The sequence below is a fragment of the Nocardioides sp. cx-169 genome (assembly GCF_021083605.1).
In the GTDB taxonomy this organism is placed as follows: Bacteria; Actinomycetota; Actinomycetes; order Propionibacteriales; family Nocardioidaceae; genus Nocardioides.
In genome coordinates this window covers 146,294-162,867 of record NZ_JAJNRO010000007.1, presented here as the reverse complement: position 1 = coordinate 162,867, position 16,574 = coordinate 146,294, and the positions used below count along the sequence as shown (strand labels likewise).

Annotated in this window: 14 protein-coding genes; 1 reads left to right on the top strand and 13 read right to left on the bottom strand. The window is 72.0% G+C overall.

The features are described 5' to 3' along the window. Positions 1-130: 130 nt before the first annotated feature. The 7 genes from LRP67_RS11985 to trpC all read right to left on the bottom strand — a co-directional run bounded on the left by LRP67_RS11985 (position 131) and on the right by trpC (position 10,656). Positions 131-1,600 carry a glutamate synthase subunit beta gene (locus LRP67_RS11985; protein ID WP_231270396.1) on the bottom strand — a complete coding sequence of 490 codons (1,470 nt, stop codon included), beginning with the start codon at positions 1,598-1,600 and terminating at the stop codon, positions 131-133. Next, the gene (gene gltB, locus LRP67_RS11980) at positions 1,593-6,143 is read right to left on the bottom strand and encodes a glutamate synthase large subunit (RefSeq protein ID WP_231270395.1); all 4,551 of its coding nucleotides are present in this window, start codon (positions 6,141-6,143) and stop codon (positions 1,593-1,595) included. Before gltB ends, LRP67_RS11985 begins: the two co-directional genes overlap by 8 nt. Before the next feature lie 121 nt (positions 6,144-6,264). Continuing rightward, positions 6,265-7,245: a prolipoprotein diacylglyceryl transferase gene (gene lgt / locus LRP67_RS11975; protein WP_231270438.1), complete on the bottom strand. Its 981-nt coding sequence runs from the start codon at positions 7,243-7,245 to the stop codon at positions 6,265-6,267. A gap of 10 nt (positions 7,246-7,255) precedes the next feature. Further along, entirely contained in the window at positions 7,256-7,855 is a 600-nt protein-coding gene (locus tag LRP67_RS11970) for an SCO family protein (protein ID WP_231270394.1), read from the bottom strand. After that, a complete protein-coding gene (gene trpA / locus LRP67_RS11965; RefSeq protein WP_231270437.1) occupies positions 7,848-8,645 on the bottom strand; it encodes a tryptophan synthase subunit alpha in 798 nt (265 codons plus the stop codon). The genes LRP67_RS11970 and trpA overlap by 8 nt, the downstream gene beginning before the upstream one ends. Before the next feature lie 8 nt (positions 8,646-8,653). After that, positions 8,654-9,877, bottom strand: coding sequence for a tryptophan synthase subunit beta (trpB, locus tag LRP67_RS11960; protein ID WP_231270393.1), 1,224 nt, complete (start codon positions 9,875-9,877; stop codon positions 8,654-8,656). Next, positions 9,874-10,656 carry an indole-3-glycerol phosphate synthase TrpC gene (gene trpC / locus LRP67_RS11955; protein WP_231270392.1) on the bottom strand — a complete coding sequence of 261 codons (783 nt, stop codon included), beginning with the start codon at positions 10,654-10,656 and terminating at the stop codon, positions 9,874-9,876. The genes trpB and trpC overlap by 4 nt, the downstream gene beginning before the upstream one ends. A 167-nt stretch (positions 10,657-10,823) precedes the next feature. Here trpC and LRP67_RS11950 point away from each other — a divergent pair, with 167 nt between their 5' ends. After that, positions 10,824-11,174, top strand: a complete 351-nt coding sequence (locus tag LRP67_RS11950) for a DUF4190 domain-containing protein (protein ID WP_231270391.1) — start codon at positions 10,824-10,826, stop codon at positions 11,172-11,174. 15 nt (positions 11,175-11,189) lie between these two features. On the opposite strand, the gene LRP67_RS11945 is transcribed toward LRP67_RS11950, so the two are convergent. The 6 genes from LRP67_RS11945 to LRP67_RS11920 form a co-directional block, all read right to left on the bottom strand. Then, positions 11,190-11,570: a DUF2752 domain-containing protein gene (locus LRP67_RS11945; RefSeq protein WP_231270390.1), complete on the bottom strand. Its 381-nt coding sequence runs from the start codon at positions 11,568-11,570 to the stop codon at positions 11,190-11,192. 62 nt (positions 11,571-11,632) lie between these two features. Continuing rightward, positions 11,633-11,833: an HGxxPAAW family protein gene (locus LRP67_RS11940; RefSeq protein ID WP_231270389.1), complete on the bottom strand. Its 201-nt coding sequence runs from the start codon at positions 11,831-11,833 to the stop codon at positions 11,633-11,635. Positions 11,834-11,930: 97 nt separating this feature from the next. Beyond that, a complete protein-coding gene (locus LRP67_RS11935; RefSeq protein WP_231270388.1) occupies positions 11,931-12,500 on the bottom strand; it encodes a Trp biosynthesis-associated membrane protein in 570 nt (189 codons plus the stop codon). Next, positions 12,493-12,852, bottom strand: coding sequence for a phosphoribosyl-AMP cyclohydrolase (gene hisI / locus LRP67_RS11930; protein ID WP_231270387.1), 360 nt, complete (start codon positions 12,850-12,852; stop codon positions 12,493-12,495). The genes LRP67_RS11935 and hisI overlap by 8 nt, the downstream gene beginning before the upstream one ends. 8 nt (positions 12,853-12,860) lie before the next feature. Next, the gene (locus tag LRP67_RS11925) at positions 12,861-14,681 is read right to left on the bottom strand and encodes an ABC transporter ATP-binding protein (protein ID WP_231270386.1); all 1,821 of its coding nucleotides are present in this window, start codon (positions 14,679-14,681) and stop codon (positions 12,861-12,863) included. Continuing rightward, positions 14,678-16,459: an ABC transporter ATP-binding protein gene (locus LRP67_RS11920; RefSeq protein WP_231270385.1), complete on the bottom strand. Its 1,782-nt coding sequence runs from the start codon at positions 16,457-16,459 to the stop codon at positions 14,678-14,680. Before LRP67_RS11920 ends, LRP67_RS11925 begins: the two co-directional genes overlap by 4 nt. Between the last annotated feature and the right edge of the window lie 115 nt (positions 16,460-16,574).

Genomic DNA, 16,574 nt, shown 5'->3' with positions numbered 1-16,574 from the left:
TCTACCGAGGAATTAGAACGATCCAACCCCCCAGGCACCCAGGACCGCCCTCGCCGCGGCCACCGACCGTCACCAGCTGACCGCACCGACCGCTGACCCGTCAGAAGGTCTCTGACGGGTCAGCGGTGGGTCAGACGACGAGGGGGCGGGCAGTGGGCGGGATCGGGGCCGGGAGGGCCGTCGAGCCGGTGAGGAAGGTGTCGACGGCGGCGGCCGCGGCGCGCCCCTCGGCGATGGCCCACACGATCAGCGACTGGCCGCGACCGGCGTCGCCGGCCACGAAGACCCCCGGCACCGAGCTCATGTAGCTGCCGTCGCGCGCGACGTTGCCGCGGGCGTCGAGGTCGACGCCGAGCTGCTCGACCAGGCCGGGCTTCTCGGGGCCGACGAAGCCCATGGCGAACAGCACCAGCTCCGCCGGGATCTCCCGCTCGGTGCCCTCGATCTCGCTCAGCTTGCCGCCTTCGAAGACCACGTCGACGAGACGCAGCGCGCGCACGTTGCCGTCCTCGTCACCGAGGAACTCCTGCGTGGACACGGCGTAGACCCGCTCCCCCGCCTCCTCGTGGGCCGAGGAGACCCGGAAGGTCATCGGGTACGTCGGCCACGGCTGGCCCTCGGGGCGCTGGTGCGGCGGCTCGGGCATGATCTCGAGCTGCGTGATCGAGGCGGCGCCTTGCCGCGTCGAGGTGCCCAGGCAGTCGGCGCCGGTGTCGCCGCCGCCGATGATGACGACGTGCTTGCCGTCGGCGCGGATCTGGCCCTCCACCTGCTCGCCCAGCGCGACCCGGTTGGCCTGCGGGAGGAACTCCATCGCCTGGTGGATGCCGCCCAGCTCGCGGCCGGGGACCGGCAGATCACGGGCCTCGGTCGCGCCCATCGCCAGGACCACGGCGTCGTAGCGCTCGCGCAGCGAGTCGCCCGTCAGGACGTCCCCACCGACGTCGACGCCGGCCCGGAAGACGGTGCCCTCGCGCTTCATCTGCTCGACGCGCCGGTCGAGGTGCTTCTTCTCCATCTTGAACTCGGGGATGCCGTAGCGCAGCAGCCCGCCGACCTTGTCGGCCCGCTCGTAGACGGCCACGGTGTGGCCGGCCCGGGTCAGCTGCTGGGCGGCCGCGAGGCCGGCGGGTCCGGAGCCGATCACCGCGACCGTGCGGCCCGAGAGCCACTCCGGCGGCTGGGGGCGGACGAAGCCGGACTCCCACGCCTTGTCGATGATCGAGACCTCGACGTTCTTGATCGTCACCGGGTCCTGGTTGATGCCCAGGACGCACGCGGTCTCGCACGGCGCCGGGCACAGGCGCCCGGTGAACTCCGGGAAGTTGTTGGTCGCGTGCAGGCGCTCGATCGCGCCCTCCCAGTCGTCGCGCCAGACCAGGTCGTTCCACTCGGGGATGATGTTGCCGAGCGGGCAGCCCTGGTGGCAGAACGGGATGCCGCAGTCCATGCAGCGGCCGGCCTGCTCGGTGATGATCGGCAGCAGCGCGCGGCCCATCCCGCCGGGGTAGACCTCGTTCCAGTCGTGCACGCGCTCCTCGACCGGGCGGCGCTCCGCGACCTCTCGGCCGTGCTTGAGGAACCCTTTGGGGTCAGCCATGGAGTGCCTCCATCATCTTGTGAGCGGTCTCGTTCTCGTCCAGCCCGTCGGCCTCGGCCTTCGCCTTGGCCTCGAGCACGATGCGGTAGTCGCGGGGCATGATCTCGGTGAACCTCGTCAGCGAGGAGGCCCAGTCGGCCAGCAGCTCCTCGGCCACCGGCGAGCCGGTCTCCTCGAAGTGCCGGCGCACCAGCTGCTCGAGCTCGACCGCGGCCTCACCCGTGACCGGGCCCAGCTCGACCAGCTCGCGGTTGACGCGGAACTCCTTGAGGTCCAGCACCCAGGCGATGCCGCCCGACATGCCGGCCCCGAAGTTGCGACCGGTCTTGCCGAGGACGACCACCCGGCCGCCGGTCATGTACTCACAGCCGTGGTCGCCGACCCCCTCGGTGACCAGGCGCGCGCCGGAGTTGCGGACGGCGAACCGCTCGCCGACCCCGCCGCGCAGGAAGATCTCGCCACTGGTCGCGCCGTAGGCGATGGTGTTGCCGGCGATGATCTGCTCGTTGCTGTGGAACGTCGCCGCGCGGTCCGGCCGGACGACGATCCGCCCGCCCGAGAGCCCCTTGCCGACGTAGTCGTTGGCGTCACCCTCGAGCCGGAGCGTGATGCCCGGCGGCACGAAGGCGCCGAAGGACTGGCCGGCCGATCCCACGAAGGTCAGGTCGATGGTGCCGTCGGGAAGCCCCTGGCCGCCGTACTTCTTGGTGACCTCGTGGCCGAGGATCGTGCCGACGGTGCGGTGGACGTTGCGGATCGCCACCTGGGCCCGCACCGGCTCGCCGTGCTGGATCGCCGGCTGCGCCAGCGGCACCAGCTCGGTGACGTCCAGCGACCGGTCCAGGCCGTGGTCCTGGGCCTTGGTGTGGCGCAGGTCCTGGTCGGGGAAGGCGCTGGTGTCAGGCGCGTGCAGGATCGGGCTCAGATCGAGACCCGATGCCTTCCAGTGCTCGACCGCCTGGACCGTGTCGAGAGCCCCGACCTGGCCGATCGCCTCCTCTACGCTGCGGAAGCCGAGCTCGGCGAGGAGCTCGCGGACCTCCTCGGCGATGTAGGTGAAGAAGTTGACGACGTACTCGGCCTTGCCGGAGAAGCGCTCGCGCAGGACGGGGTTCTGCGTGGCCACGCCCACCGGGCAGGTGTCGAGGTGGCAGACCCGCATGAGGATGCAGCCCGACACCACGAGCGGCGCGGTGGCGAAGCCGAACTCCTCGGCGCCCAGGAGCGCGGCCACGACGACGTCGCGACCGGTCTTGAGCTGGCCGTCGGTCTGGACGACGATCCGGTCGCGCAGCCCGTTGAGCAGCAGCGTCTGCTGGGTCTCCGCGAGGCCGAGCTCCCAAGGGCCGCCCGCGTGCTTCAGGGAGGTCAGCGGGGACGCGCCGGTGCCGCCGTCGTGACCGGAGATCAAAACGACGTCCGCGTGCGCCTTGGAGACGCCGGCCGCGACCGTGCCGACGCCGACCTCGGAGACCAGCTTCACGTGGACCCGCGCCGCCGGGTTGGCGTTCTTGAGGTCGTGGATCAGCTGGGCGAGGTCCTCGATCGAGTAGATGTCGTGGTGCGGCGGCGGGCTGATCAGGCCGACGCCGGGCGTGGAGTGCCGGGTCCGGGCCACCCAGGGGTAGACCTTGTTGCCGGGCAGCTGGCCGCCCTCGCCGGGCTTGGCGCCCTGCGCCATCTTGATCTGGATGTCGTCGGCGTTGGTGAGGTACTCCGAGGTGACGCCGAAGCGGCCGGAGGCGACCTGCTTGATCGAGCTGCGCCGCTCCGGGTCGTAGAGACGGTCGGGGTCCTCGCCGCCCTCACCGGTGTTGGACTTGCCGCCCAGCCGGTTCATGGCGATCGCGAGGGTCTCGTGCGCCTCCTTGCTGATCGACCCGTAGGACATCGCCCCGGTCGAGAAGCGCTTGACGATCTCCGAGACCGGCTCGACCTCGTCGATCGGGACCGGCGTACGGCCGATGCTCGCGGCGTCCTTGAAGCGGAACAGCCCGCGCAGCGTCATCAGCCGGCTCGACTGGTCGTCGACCGCGGCGGTGTACTGCTTGAAGATGTCGTAGCGGCCGGTGCGGGTCGCGTGCTGGAGCCGGAAGACGGTCTCGGGGTCGAAGAGATGCGGCTCGCCGTCGCGGCGCCACTGGTACTCGCCGCCGGTCTCGAGCTCGCGGTGGCCCGGCAGGATCCCCCCGCGCGGGTAGGCGCGGGCGTGGCGGCGCGCGACCTCCTCCGCGACGGTGTCGAGCCCGATGCCGCCCAGCTTGCTGGTGGTCCCGGTGAAGTACCGCTCGACGAGGTCCTGCGACAGGCCGACGGCCTCGAAGATCTGCGCCCCCGTGTAGGACGCGACGGTGGAGACGCCCATCTTGGACATCACCTTGAGCACGCCCTTGCCCAGGGCCTTGATCAGGTGGGCCACGGCCTGCTCGGGCTCGACCTTGACGTAGTAGCCCTCGCGGGCGAGGTCCTCGACGGACTCCATGGCGAGGTAGGGGTTGACGGCGGCCGCGCCGTAGCCGACCAGGAGCGCGACGTGGTGGACCTCGCGGACGTCGCCGGCCTCGACCAGCAGCCCGACCTGGGTGCGGGTCTTCTCGCGCACCAGGTGGTGGTGCACGGCGGAGGTGAGCAGCAGCGACGGGATCGGCGCCAGCTCGGCGGTGGAGTGCCGGTCGGAGAGCACGATGATGCGCGCGCCCTCGGCGATCGCCGCGGACACCTCGGCGCAGATCTCCGCGATCCGGTGTGCCAGCGCGCCGCCGCCGCCCTCGACCTCGTAGAGCCCGCGCGACACATGGGTGATGAAGCCCGGCATGTCGCCGTCACGGTTGATGTGGCGGATCTTGGCCAGGTCGTCGTTGGAGATGACCGGGAACGGCAGCACCACCTGGCGACACGACGCGGGAGTCGGGTCCAGGAGGTTGGCCTCGGGGCCGATGGTGCCGTTGAGCGAGGTGACGAGCTCCTCGCGGATGGCGTCCAGCGGAGGGTTCGTGACCTGCGCGAAGAGCTGGCTGAAGTAGTCGAACAGCAGCCGGGGCTTGTCGCTCAGCGCGGCGATCGGGGTGTCGGTGCCCATGGAGCCGAGCGGCTCGCCGCCGGTGTTGGCCATGGGGGTCAGCAGGATGCGCAGCTCCTCCTCGGTGTAGCCGAAGATCTGCTGGCGGCGCGTCACCGACGCGTGCGTGTGGATGATGTGCTCGCGCTCGGGGATGTCGTTGAGGTGGATCAGGCCCGCGTGCAGCCACTCGCCGTAGGGGTGCTCGGAGGCGAGCTCGGCCTTGATCTCCTCGTCCTCGATGATCCGGTGCTCATCGGTGTCGACGAGGAACATCCGGCCCGGCTGGAGCCGGCCCTTGCGCACGATGCTGGCCGGGTCCAGGTCCAGGACGCCGACCTCGGAGGCCAGCACGACCAGGCCGTCGTCGGTGACCCAGTAGCGCGAGGGGCGCAGCCCGTTGCGGTCCAGGACGGCGCCGATCTGCGCGCCGTCGGTGAACACGACGCACGCGGGGCCGTCCCAGGGCTCCATGAGGGCGGAGTGGAATGAGTAGAAGTCGCGCCGCTTGGCGTCCATCTCGGTGTGGTTCTCCCACGCCTCGGGGATCATCATCAGCACCGAGTGCGGCAGCGACCGCCCGCCCATGTGCAGCAGCTCGAGGACCTCGTCGAAGGAGGCCGAGTCGGACGCCCCGGTGGTCACGATCGGGAAGATCCGCTCGAGGTCGCCGGGGATCAGGTCCGAGGACAGCAGCGCCTCGCGGGCGCGCATCCAGTTGCGGTTGCCCATGACCGTGTTGATCTCGCCGTTGTGCGCGATGAACCGGAAGGGGTGCGACAGCGGCCAGCTCGGGAAGGTGTTGGTGGAGAAGCGCGAGTGCACGACCGCGAGGGCCGAGGCGACCCGCTCGTCGAGCAGGTCCGGGTAGAAGCCGTCGAGCTGCTCGGTGGTGAGCATGCCCTTGTAGGCCAGCGTCCGCGAGGACAGCGAGGGGAAGTAGACATCGGCGTCACGCTCGGCGCGCTTGCGCAGGCAGTAGGCCATGCGCTCCAGCGACATGCCCGTGACCCGCTGGCGGGCGCCGGCGACGAACAGCTGCTGGAACGACGGCATGACGCCCAGCGCGGTGGCGCCGAGGATCGAGGGGTCGGTCGGGACGTCGCGCCAGCCGAGGACCGCGAGGCCCTCCTCCTCGGCGAGCGCCTCGATGCGGGCGCGGGTCTCGGCCACGTGCGCGTCGTCGCCCTGCAGGAACGCCGTGCCGACGGCGTAGGCGTTGGCCGGCGGGAGCTCGAAGTCGACGACGGCGCGCAGGAACGCGTCGGGCACCTGCATGAGGATGCCGGCGCCGTCGCCGGAGTTGGGCTCGGCACCCGCGGCACCGCGGTGCTCGAGGTTGCGAAGGGCGGTCAGTGCCTTCGCCACGATGTCGTGGCTGGCCTCCCCGGTGAGGGTCGCCACGAACGCGACGCCGCAGGCGTCCTTCTCGTGGCGAGGGTCGTAGAGACCCTGGGGCGGCGGGAACGCGTGCGAGTAGGGCACTGGGTTCTCCCGTCGTCGTGTGCAGGGGTGACCCTGGAGTACCACTGCACTGCTGGGCGCTAGGGACGACGTTGGCCCACGCGGCGGAGTCGTCAGATTACCACCCGGTTACGTGGTGGCGTCAGTCACCGGGGGTCACACGAGACGGTCCGGTGGTGGCGTCCTCGGAGGCCTCGGGGGCCTCGGAGGTCTCCCCCACACCTGCGTCGGCGTCGTCGACGTCGCCGGGTGCCTCGGGCGTCTCACCGCTCGGACCGCGCCCGTCTCGCCAGACGCTCTCCTCGCGCCCGGGCCAGCGGCGCAGGCTGATGACGAAGTAGACCGCCGCGGCCACGAACAGCACGATCGAGACCCAGACGTTGAAGCGCAGGCCGCCCACGTCGTTCAGCTCGACGGTGTCGATCCGGAGGTACTCGATCCAGCCGCGACCGGCGGTGTAGGCCATCACGTACAGCGCCAGGACCCGGCCGTGGCCGAGGCGGAAGCGGCGGTCGGCCCAGATCACCAGCGCGAAGGCAGCGAGGTTCCAGGCGAACTCGTAGAGGAACGTCGGGTGGAAGGTCGTGCCCGGCGCGAAGGCGAGGCCGGAGGGCCAGTTGGCCGGGTCGATCTCCAGGCCCCACGGCAGGTCGGTGGGTCGACCGTAGAGCTCCTGGTTGAACCAGTTGCCCCACCGGCCGATCGCCTGCGCCACGAGGACGCCCGGGGCCATGGCGTCGAGCACCGGCAGCAGCCGGATGCCCTTGCGCCGGGCGCCGATGACGACCCCGAGCGCGCCCATGGCCACGCCGCCCCAGATGCCGAGACCGCCGCGCCAGATGTACAGCGCGCTGACCGGGTTCTCCCCGTCGCCGAAGTACAGGCCGCTGTCGGTCGCGACGTGGTACAGCCGGGCCCCGACGAGGCCGAACGGCACCGCCCAGATCGCCAGGTCCTGAACGTCGCCCGGCCGGCCGCCGCGCGCGACCCAGCGCCGCTCGCCGATCCAGATGGCGACCACGATGCCGAGGATGATCGACAAGGCGTAGCCACGGATCGGGAGCCACCCGAGGTGCCACACCCCGGAGTCCGGGCTGGGGATCGAGAGCGCGGTGACCGCCATGAACGACACGTCAGTCCTCCTTGGCGAGCAGGGTGTGGATGTCGGCGGCGAACTCCGCCTGGCTGGTCTCCTGGTCCCAGTAGACCGGAGCCTCGTCGTCGCTGTCGAGGCCGATGACCTGGGTGCTGTGCCCGCCGAGATCGTAGCCTCCGCTGGGCAGCTCCTTGCCGTTGCTGACGTAGACGGCGAGGGGCTTGCCGGCCTCGACGATGGTCTCGATGTCACCGCTCAGGCCGATGAACGAGGGGTCCAGGCGGTCCAGGTAGCTGCGCAGCGCCGCCGGGGTGTCGCGCGCCGGGTCGGTGGTGACGAAGACGACGTCGACCTGCTCGCGGTCCTCGTCGTCGAGCCGGTTCATGGCGCCGGCCAACGCGCCCATGACCTGCTGGCAGATGTCGGGGCAGTGGGAGTAGCCGAAGAAGACCAGCGTCAGCCGCTTGTCGGTGTCGGCGGCCAGGGAGTACGGCTGCCCGTCGGTGTCGGTCAACGCGACGTCCGGCGCCTGGTAGGGCCGCTCCAAGGTGGTGCCCGAGAACGCCGGCGGCTCGTCGTCGCTGCAGCCGGACAGCACGAGCACGAGCACGACCAGCGGCAGCAGCAGCCTACGCACGCCTCACTCCGGCGGCGAGGTCCTCGGTGAGGGCCGCGAGCGCACGCAGGCCGGTCGACCGGTCGTCGTGGTCGAGCAGGGTGCGGACGAAGGCGGAGCCGACGATGACCCCGTCGGCGTACGACGCGACCTCGGCGGCCTGGTCGCCGTTGCTGACCCCGAGCCCCACCCCGATCGGCAGGTCGGTCGTGCTCCTCGTGCGGGTCACGAGCGGGCCGGCGAGGTCGCTGGTGGTGGTGCGGGTGCCGGTGACGCCCATGACCGCGGTGGCGTAGACGAAGCCGCGGCACGCGGCGGTGGTCATGGCGATGCGGGCGTCGGTGGAGGACGGCGCGACCAGGAACACCTTGTCGAGACCGTGCTCGTCGGCAGCCGCGATCCACTCCGGCGCGCTGTCGGGGGTCAGGTCGGGGGTGATCAGGCCCGCGCCCCCGGCGCCGGCCAGGTCGGCGGCGAAGCGCGGGACGCCGTAGCGCTCGACGGGGTTCCAGTAGGTCATCACGAGCGTGGGTACGCCGGTCGCGGCCACGGCCTCCACCGTGCGCAGCACGTCGCGGGTGCGGACCCCGCCCTCGAGCGCCCGCTGCGCGGCCGCCTGGATCGTCGGACCGTCCATCACCGGGTCGCTGTAGGGCAGGCCGATCTCGATCACGTCGCAGCCGGAGTCGACCAGGCAGCGCAGCGAGTCGATGCCGCCCTGGACGTCGGGGAAGCCGGCCGGCAGGTAGCCCACCAGGGCGGCGCGGCCGTCGGCGCGTGCCTTCTCGAAGGCGGTCGCGCTGCTGTTCATCGGGGTGCTCACAGGTCGAACCACTCCATCGCGGTCTCCATGTCCTTGTCCCCGCGGCCGCTGAGGTTCACCAGGATGGTGGCCTCCGGCCCCTTCTCGGCGCCGAGCCGCTTGGCGACCCCCAAAGCCCCGGCGAGGGCGTGGGCCGACTCGATGGCCGGGATGATGCCCTCGGTGCGGCTGAGGAGGGCCAGCGCGTCCATCGCCTCCGCGTCGGTGACCGGCAGGTACGTCGCCCGGCCCACCTTGGCGAGGTGGGCGTGCTGCGGGCCGACGCCCGGGTAGTCGAGGCCCGCGGAGATCGAGTGGGACTCGATGGTCTGCCCGTCCTCGTCCTGGAGCACGTAGGTGCGCGCGCCGTGGAGGACGCCGCTGTCGGCGGCGTGGATGGTCGCCGCGTGGCGGCCGGTCTCGACGCCGTCGCCGCCCGGCTCGAAGCCGTAGATCGCCACGTCCTCGTCGTCGAGGAACGCCTGGAACAGCCCGATCGCGTTGGAGCCGCCGCCCACGCAGGCGGCGACGGCGTCGGGCAGGACGCCGTACTGCTCGAGGCACTGGGCCCGCGCCTCGTCGCCGATGCCGCGGGCGAAGTCGCGCACCATGCTGGGGAACGGGTGCGGCCCGGCGGCGGTGCCGAAGAGGTAGGCCGTGTGGTCGACGCTGGAGACCCAGTCGCGCAGCGCCTCGTTGATCGCGTCCTTGAGCGTGGCGCTGCCGCCGTCGACGGGCACGACCTTGGCGCCGAGCAGGTTCATCCGGGCGACGTTGAGCGCCTGGCGCTTCACGTCGACCGCGCCCATGTAGACGGTGCACTCCATGCCGAAGTACGCCGCCGCGGTCGCGCTGGCCACGCCGTGCTGGCCGGCACCGGTCTCGGCGATGACCCGCTTCTTGCCCATCCGCTGGGTGAGCAGCGCCTGGCCGAGGACGTTGCGGATCTTGTGGGCCCCGGTGTGGTTGAGGTCCTCGCGCTTGAGCAGGATCCGGGCGCCGACCTTGTCGGAGAGCCGGCGGGCCTCGTAGAGCCGGCTGGGGGTGCCGGCGTAGTCGCGGCAGATCGCCTCGAACGAGGCGACGAACGCGGGGTCGGCCATGGCGCCCTGCCAGGCCTCGGTCAGCTCGTCGAGCGCGGCGACCAGCGCCTCCGGCATGAAGCGGCCGCCGAAGTCGCCGAACCAGCCGCGGTCGTCGGCGTCGTACCTGGAGGCGGGCTGGGATGCGGGCTGGGTCATGCCTCGACTCCTGTCATCGCGGCGACCGCCTCGCGCGGCGCCCCGTCCTTGACCAGCGCCTCGCCGACGAGGACCACGCGCGCGCCCTCGCCCACGAAGCGCGTGACGTCCTGGGGACCCGAGATGCCGGACTCCGCCACGAGCACCCGGTCGTCCGGGACCAGCGGTGCCAGCCGGGAGAAGGTGTCGTTGTCGACCGCCAGGGTCTTCAGGTTGCGGGCGTTGACCCCGACCAGCTCGGCGCCCAGCGCCACCGCCCGCTCGGTCTCGGCCTCGTCGTGCACCTCGACCAGCACGGTGAGCCCGAGCTCGCGCGCCTCGTCGTGGAGGCGGCGCAAGGTGTCGTCGTCCAGGGCGGCGACGATCAGGAGCACGAGGTCAGCGCCGGCCGCGCGGGCCTCGACGACCTGGTAGCTGGTCACGACGAAGTCCTTGCGCAGCACCGGGACGTCCACGGCGGCGCGTACGGCGCGCAGGTCGGCGAGGCTGCCGCCGAAGCGGCGCTGCTCGGTCAGCACGCTGATCGCCGCGGCTCCCCCGGCGGCGTACTCGGCCGCGAGCGAGGCGGGGTCGGGGATGTCGGCCAGCTCTCCCTTGCTGGGGCTGCGGCGCTTGACCTCGGCGATCACGCTCGAGCCGGGCGCCCGGAAGTGCGGCATCGGGTCGCGCACAGGGGCGGCGTCGGCGAGCGCGGCGCGCAGGTCGGCGAGGGGAAGCCCCGCCTCGCGCTCCGCGAGGTCGATCCGCACACCGGCGACGATGTCGTCGAGCACGGACATGACTTCCTCCAGGATTCGGGCAGGCTTTGGGGCGGCACCGGGACCCGGTTCAGCCCCAGCACACCGGGCGCTCAAGGGCGATGCGCTCCCCCGAGTCTGACACGCGACGTCATAGGGTCCTGACATCGGTCAGACTCCTGGACCGGTCATCCAACGAAGGGAATGCCATGAGCTACGGACAGCCGCCCCCGCCCCCGCCGCCCGAGGGTCCCCAGTACGGCGGACCTCCCCCGGGCTACGGCGCCCAGCCGCAGAAGACCTCGGGGATGGCGATCACCAGCCTGGTGCTGGGCATCATCGGCGTCTTCCCCTGCTGCAGCTGGTTCGTCTTCGGGATCGGCGCCGTGGTGTTCGGGCTGCTGGGGAAGAAGGACATCCGGGAGTCCAACGGCGCGAAGAAGGGCGCCGGCCTGGCCCAGTGGGGCTTCATCCTGGGCATCGTCGGGATCGCGCTCGGCATCCTGTTCTGGATCCTGGTGGCGACCGGCCAGGTCGAGATCGACACCTACACGAGCTGACCGGCGGGAGGCGGGCTAGGGCGCGAGCCAGGAGCCCGAGAGGTTGCGCAGCACCGTGAAGACCACGAGCAGCGCGACCGCGGCGAACGCGGTCCACGCGACCGCGTTCGCCGGCACCGCCCGCCGACGGCCGCGCCAGCGGTCGGCCGTCCACAGCGCCAGTGCGGCCAGGGCGAACGGCAGCGCGACGACGAGCGCCAGGTTGCTCGAGGCAGCGTCGACCAGCTGCAGGTTGGTGAGGTCGTTGACCGCCCGCAGGCCACCGCAGCCCGGGCACCAGAACCCCATCAGCGCGCTCGGGCACAGGCCCCAGCTCGCGTGGACGTGCGGGTCACGCAGGTGCAGGGCGAGGGTGAGGGCCCCCAGGGCCCCGATCGTCGTCAGGGGCGCGGCCATCCGCTGCCACCGCGACGGCGGTGGCGCGAGAACTGGCGCGCTGGGCGCGATCGGGTCGTGGGTCAATGCGAGGAACCGTGCAGCCCCATCTTGGCCATGATGACGAACAGCACGCCACTGGCCAGCGTGATCGCCACGCCCACCCAGAAGATGGTGTAGTTGATCGGGTCGAGCATCAGCCCGATCGCTCCCACGACGAAGCCCAGCAGTCCGACGACCACGGCCGTCCAGGCTGCCGGTGTGTTGCCGTGGTTGTCAGACATGCGGTGCTCCTCGCGATGCGGATCAGTGGTGGCTCAGTGGTCGATCAGTAGCGCATCGCTACGTCCCGCGCGATGCGGCGCCAGTCTATTCAGGTGCTCATCTGGTGGGGTCGTCACCCTCGTCGAGGGCCTTCCAGAGGTCCAGGTTGGACGGCTCCGCCGCGGGCTCGTGGCGGGCCTGATCGCCGGGGGCGTCGTAGCGGGTGCCCATCTCCGGCCAGCGCGGCACCAGCCGCACGGCCAGCACCGCCGCCACCGCAGAGACCAGGGCGCAGGCCAGCCCGAACCAGAACCACCTGGTGTGGTCTACGTCGACGCCGGTGAGGCCCACCCCCGCGAGGTCGTCCTCCAGGTCCCGCGCGGCCGCGAAGAACCCCACGACGTACGCCGCGAGCGTGCCCACGGCGGCGAGGGCGCCGAGGGCCGCCACCGCGCGGCGCGGGCGGCCGCGCGAGACCAGCACGACCCCCCAGCAGGCCAGCACGACCAGGCCGAGCGCGGTCGCGAGCGGGACGCTGGGACTCTCGGACAGGCCGGAGGCCATGCCCCAGGAGTCCTGCTGCTCGTCGGCGTCGAAGGTGACCCAGAGCTGGTTGCCGCCGACCGCGGCTCCGACCCCGGAGGCGAGCCCGAGCACGACCAGCGGCGCGAACCCGCTCCTACTCACCCGGCCGGCCGTCCACGCAGGCGAGCAGAGCGGCGTCGAAGCAGGTGCGGTCGCCGGTGTGACAGGCGGCGCCCACCTGGTCCACCTTGACCAGCAGGGTGTCGCCGTCGCAGTCGAGGCGCACCTCCTTGACCCACTGCACGTGCCCGGAGGTGTCGCCCTTGACCCAGTACTCGCGGCGCGACCGGCTCCAGTACGTCGCCCGGCCGGTCGTCAGCGTGCGCTGCAGCGCCTCGTCGTCCATCCAGCCCAGCATCAGCACCTCGCCGGTGTCGTGCTGCTGCACCACGGCCGGCACCAGGCCCTCGGCGGAGCGCTTGAGCCGGTCGGCGATCGCGGGGTCGAGGGGCATGGGAGCCATTATCGCGCGGACCCACCGCCGGTGCTCGAGGAGGTGGCAGGGCCCTGTTGCGACACCCAGCTGCGGTGCAGCCCGGCGTAGACGCTGCCGGCCTCGGCGGCGAGGGCCGCGTGGGGTCCGCGCTGGACGATGCGGCCCTGGTCGACGACGACGACCTCGTCGGCGGACTCGGCGGTGGAGAGCCGGTGGGCGATGGTGACCGACGTCCGGCCGCTCATCAGGCGCTCGAGGGCACGGCCGATGCGCATCTCCAGCTGCGGGTCCACCGCGCTGGTGGCCTCGTCGAGGACGAGCAGGTCGGGGTCGGCGAGATGGGCGCGCAGCAGCGCGACGAGCTGCCGCTCGCCGGTCGAGAGCGACTCACCGCGCTGGCCGACCTGGGTGTCCAGGCCGCGAGGCAGGCCGTCGAGCCAGTCGGAGAGGCCCAGCTCGTCGGCACTGGCCCGGATCTCGGCGTCGGTGGCGTCCAGCCGGCCGTAGCGGACGTTCGCGCGCAACGTGTCGTCGAAGAGGAATCCCTCCTGCGGCACCAGCACCACGCTGCGGCGCAGCGAGGCCTCGCCGATCTCGCGCACGTCGACGCCGTCCAGCAGGACCGCGCCGCGCGAGGGGTCCATCAGCCGGGTCAGCAGCTTGGCGAAGGTCGACTTGCCGGAGCCGGTCTCGCCCACGATCGCGACCCTGCGGCCGGCGTCGATGTGGAGGGTGATGTCGCGCAGCACCGGCGGTCCGCCCGGGTAGGCGAACTCCACGTCCTCGAAGCGCACGTCGATCGGCCCGCGCGGCAGCACCTGCCCGTCGGGGCCGGGGTCGACCAGGTCGGCCGGGGTGTCGAGGATGCCGATGACGCGGCGCCAGCCGGCAATGGCGTTCTGCGCGTCGGTGAGGATCTGGGTGCCCATCTGGACCGGCCCGACGAACAGGGTGACCAGGAACGCGAAGGCCACCACCTCACCGGCGGTGATCTCGCCGGCGAAGCCCAGCCAGATGCCGACGATGAGGACCCCGGCGTTGGCCAGACCGGCGGAGATCCCACCCAGCGAGAACGAGAACGCGGTGAAGCCCTGGGCGCGGGTGCTGGCCCTCTGGTGGCGGGTGATCGCCTGGTCGATGCGCTCCTGGGTGCGGGCCTCCACGGCGTACGAGCGGACGACCGCGGCACCGACCACCGGCTCGGAGATCGCCGAGAGCATGACCCCGACCTGGCGGCGGACGGTGCCGTAGGCGTCGGACAGCTTGCGCTGGAAGAACCGCAGCGAGACGAACAGCGGCGCGAAGCACAGCCACACGACGAGGGCGAGCTGCCAGCTGTAGACCACCATCACGATGGTCGCGATGAGGACCTGCCCGATGCTCACCACGAACAGCAGCCCGCCGAACACCAGGAACTGGCTGACCTGGTCGACGTCGCTGGTGACGCGGGAGACGAGGGCGCCGCGGCGCTCGGTGTTCTGCGTGAGGAGCGGCAGGTCGTGCACGTGGCGGAACGCCCTGATCCGCAGCATCGCCAGGCCGCGCTCGGAGGTGGTGAACAGTCGGCGGGTCATCGCGTAGGAGGCGTAGCTCGTGACCAGGAGCGCGGCGCCGGCGGCCAGCCCCATCCAGACCGTGAACGACACGTCGGGGCCACCCGAGCGCCCGAGGCCGCGGTCGAGGGTCTGCTGGACGGCGATCGGCACGATCACCTGCCCCACCGAGGCGAGTACCGCCAGGGCGAGAGTGCCCCAGACGCCCTCCTTCAGCTCGGGCGAGAAGTGCAGCCCGCGCCGGATGGTGGCGATCGCGCCGATGTCCTCACCGGAGTCCATCACCGTGCTCATGTGGCCACCTCCTCCTGCTCGTAGGCGTTGACCAGGCGCGCGTAAGACGGGCTGCGGGTGAGCAGCTCGGCGTGCGTGCCGCGGTCGACGACGCGCCCATGCTCGAGATGGAGCACCTCGTCGGCGAGGCCGATCGTGGCCTTGCGGTAGGCGACCACGACCAGCGTGGAGCCGGCGCCGCTCTCGCGCAGACCGGCGAGGATGCGCGCCTCCACCTCGGGGTCGACGGCCGAGGTGGCGTCGTCGAGGATCAGCAGCCGCGGGCGGCGTACGAGCGCGCGAGCCAGCGAGATGCGCTGGCGCTGGCCGCCGGACAGCGACGTGCCGCGCTCGCCGAGCTGGGTGTCGAGGCCCTCGGGGAGCGCGGCGACGAAGCCGTCGGCCTGCGCGGTGCGCAGCGCGGCCCAGACGTCGGCGTCGCTGACGTCCGCGCCCAGCGTGATGTTGCCGCGCACGGTGTCGTCGAAGAGGAACGCGGTCTGCGGCACGATCGACACCGCGGAGGCCAGCTCGCCGGGCGCCAGCTCGCGCAGGTCCAGGCCGTCGAGTGAGATGCGGCCGCGGTCGGGGTCGACCAGCCGCGTGAGCAGGGTCGTGAGCGTGCTCTTGCCGGACGCCGTGGCCCCCACCAGCGCGACCGTGCGGCCGGGCTCGACCGAGAACGTGAGGCCTTCGAGCAATGGCTGCTCGGGCTCGTAGCGGTAGGTGACCGACTCGACGTCCAGCCGCGCCCCGCCGGGCCCCTGGACGGCCGCCTGGTCGCCGTGCGGCATCTCGCCGGCGGCGCGCAGGACCGACGTCACCCGGCGGTAGCCCACGACGCTGCGCGGGAACTCGCCGAGCACCCAGCCGATCGAGCGGATGGGGAAGGACACGATCGTGAGGAGGTAGGCGACGGTGACGACGTCGCCGGGGTCGGTGGCGCCGCTGAGCACACGCGAGACGCCGACGGCGAGGACGAACAGGACCCCGAGGCCGGGCAGGGCCGCCAGCGCAGGGTCGAACGCGGCCCGGATGCGGCCGACGCGGATGTTGACGTCGCGCAGCTCCTCGGCCTTGGCGGCGAAGCGCGCCGTCTCCTCGGGCTCGCGGCCGAGCGTCTTGACGACCATCGCGCCGTCGAAGGACTCGTGGGCGATCTCGCTGACCTCGCCGCGCAGCTGCTGGGCGCGGGTCATCCAGCCCTGGGCACGACGCTGGTAGATCACGTTGACGGCGATCACCGCGGGGAAGACCAGCAGCCCGACCACGGCGAGCACCAGGTCGGCCGCGAGCATCTGCGCGACCGCGATCACCATCATCGCGACGGTGCCGACCGCCATCGGGAGGGGCGCGATCGGGGCCCAGGCCGCCTCAACATCGGAGTTGGCGTTGGAGAGCAGCTCACCGGTGGGGTGACGCTGGTGCCACTCCATGGGCAGGGAGAGGTACTGGCGGGTGACGGCGCGGCGGGTGTGGGCCTGCATGCGGTACTGCATGATGCCCGCGCCGAGCCGGCGCGCGACGATGCCCACCGCGCGCAGGATCGCGACACCGAGGAAGAGGGCCAGGATGGCCACCAGCGAGCCGGTGCCGACCTCGCCGCTCTCGAAGGCCGGCAGCACGACGTGGTCGGTGGACCATCCCAGCACCCAGGCGTCGGCGACGGTCAGCGCGCCGAAGAGGACGCTGCCGAGCGTGGAGAGGGTGAAGACCCAGGGCTCACGCTTGATGGCCACCAGGAGTACGGCGAACCCGGCTCCGGTCGATCCCCGTCCGTCTGCTCGTTCGTCGCTCATGTCTCCCTGACCGCTGCTCCTCGTCCCGAAACCGGCGAGGCACGCAGGCTATTCCCGGCCGCGGACATCACCCAATCCGGTGCCCGCTCCCCCAGACGGACGCGTGGCAGGCTGG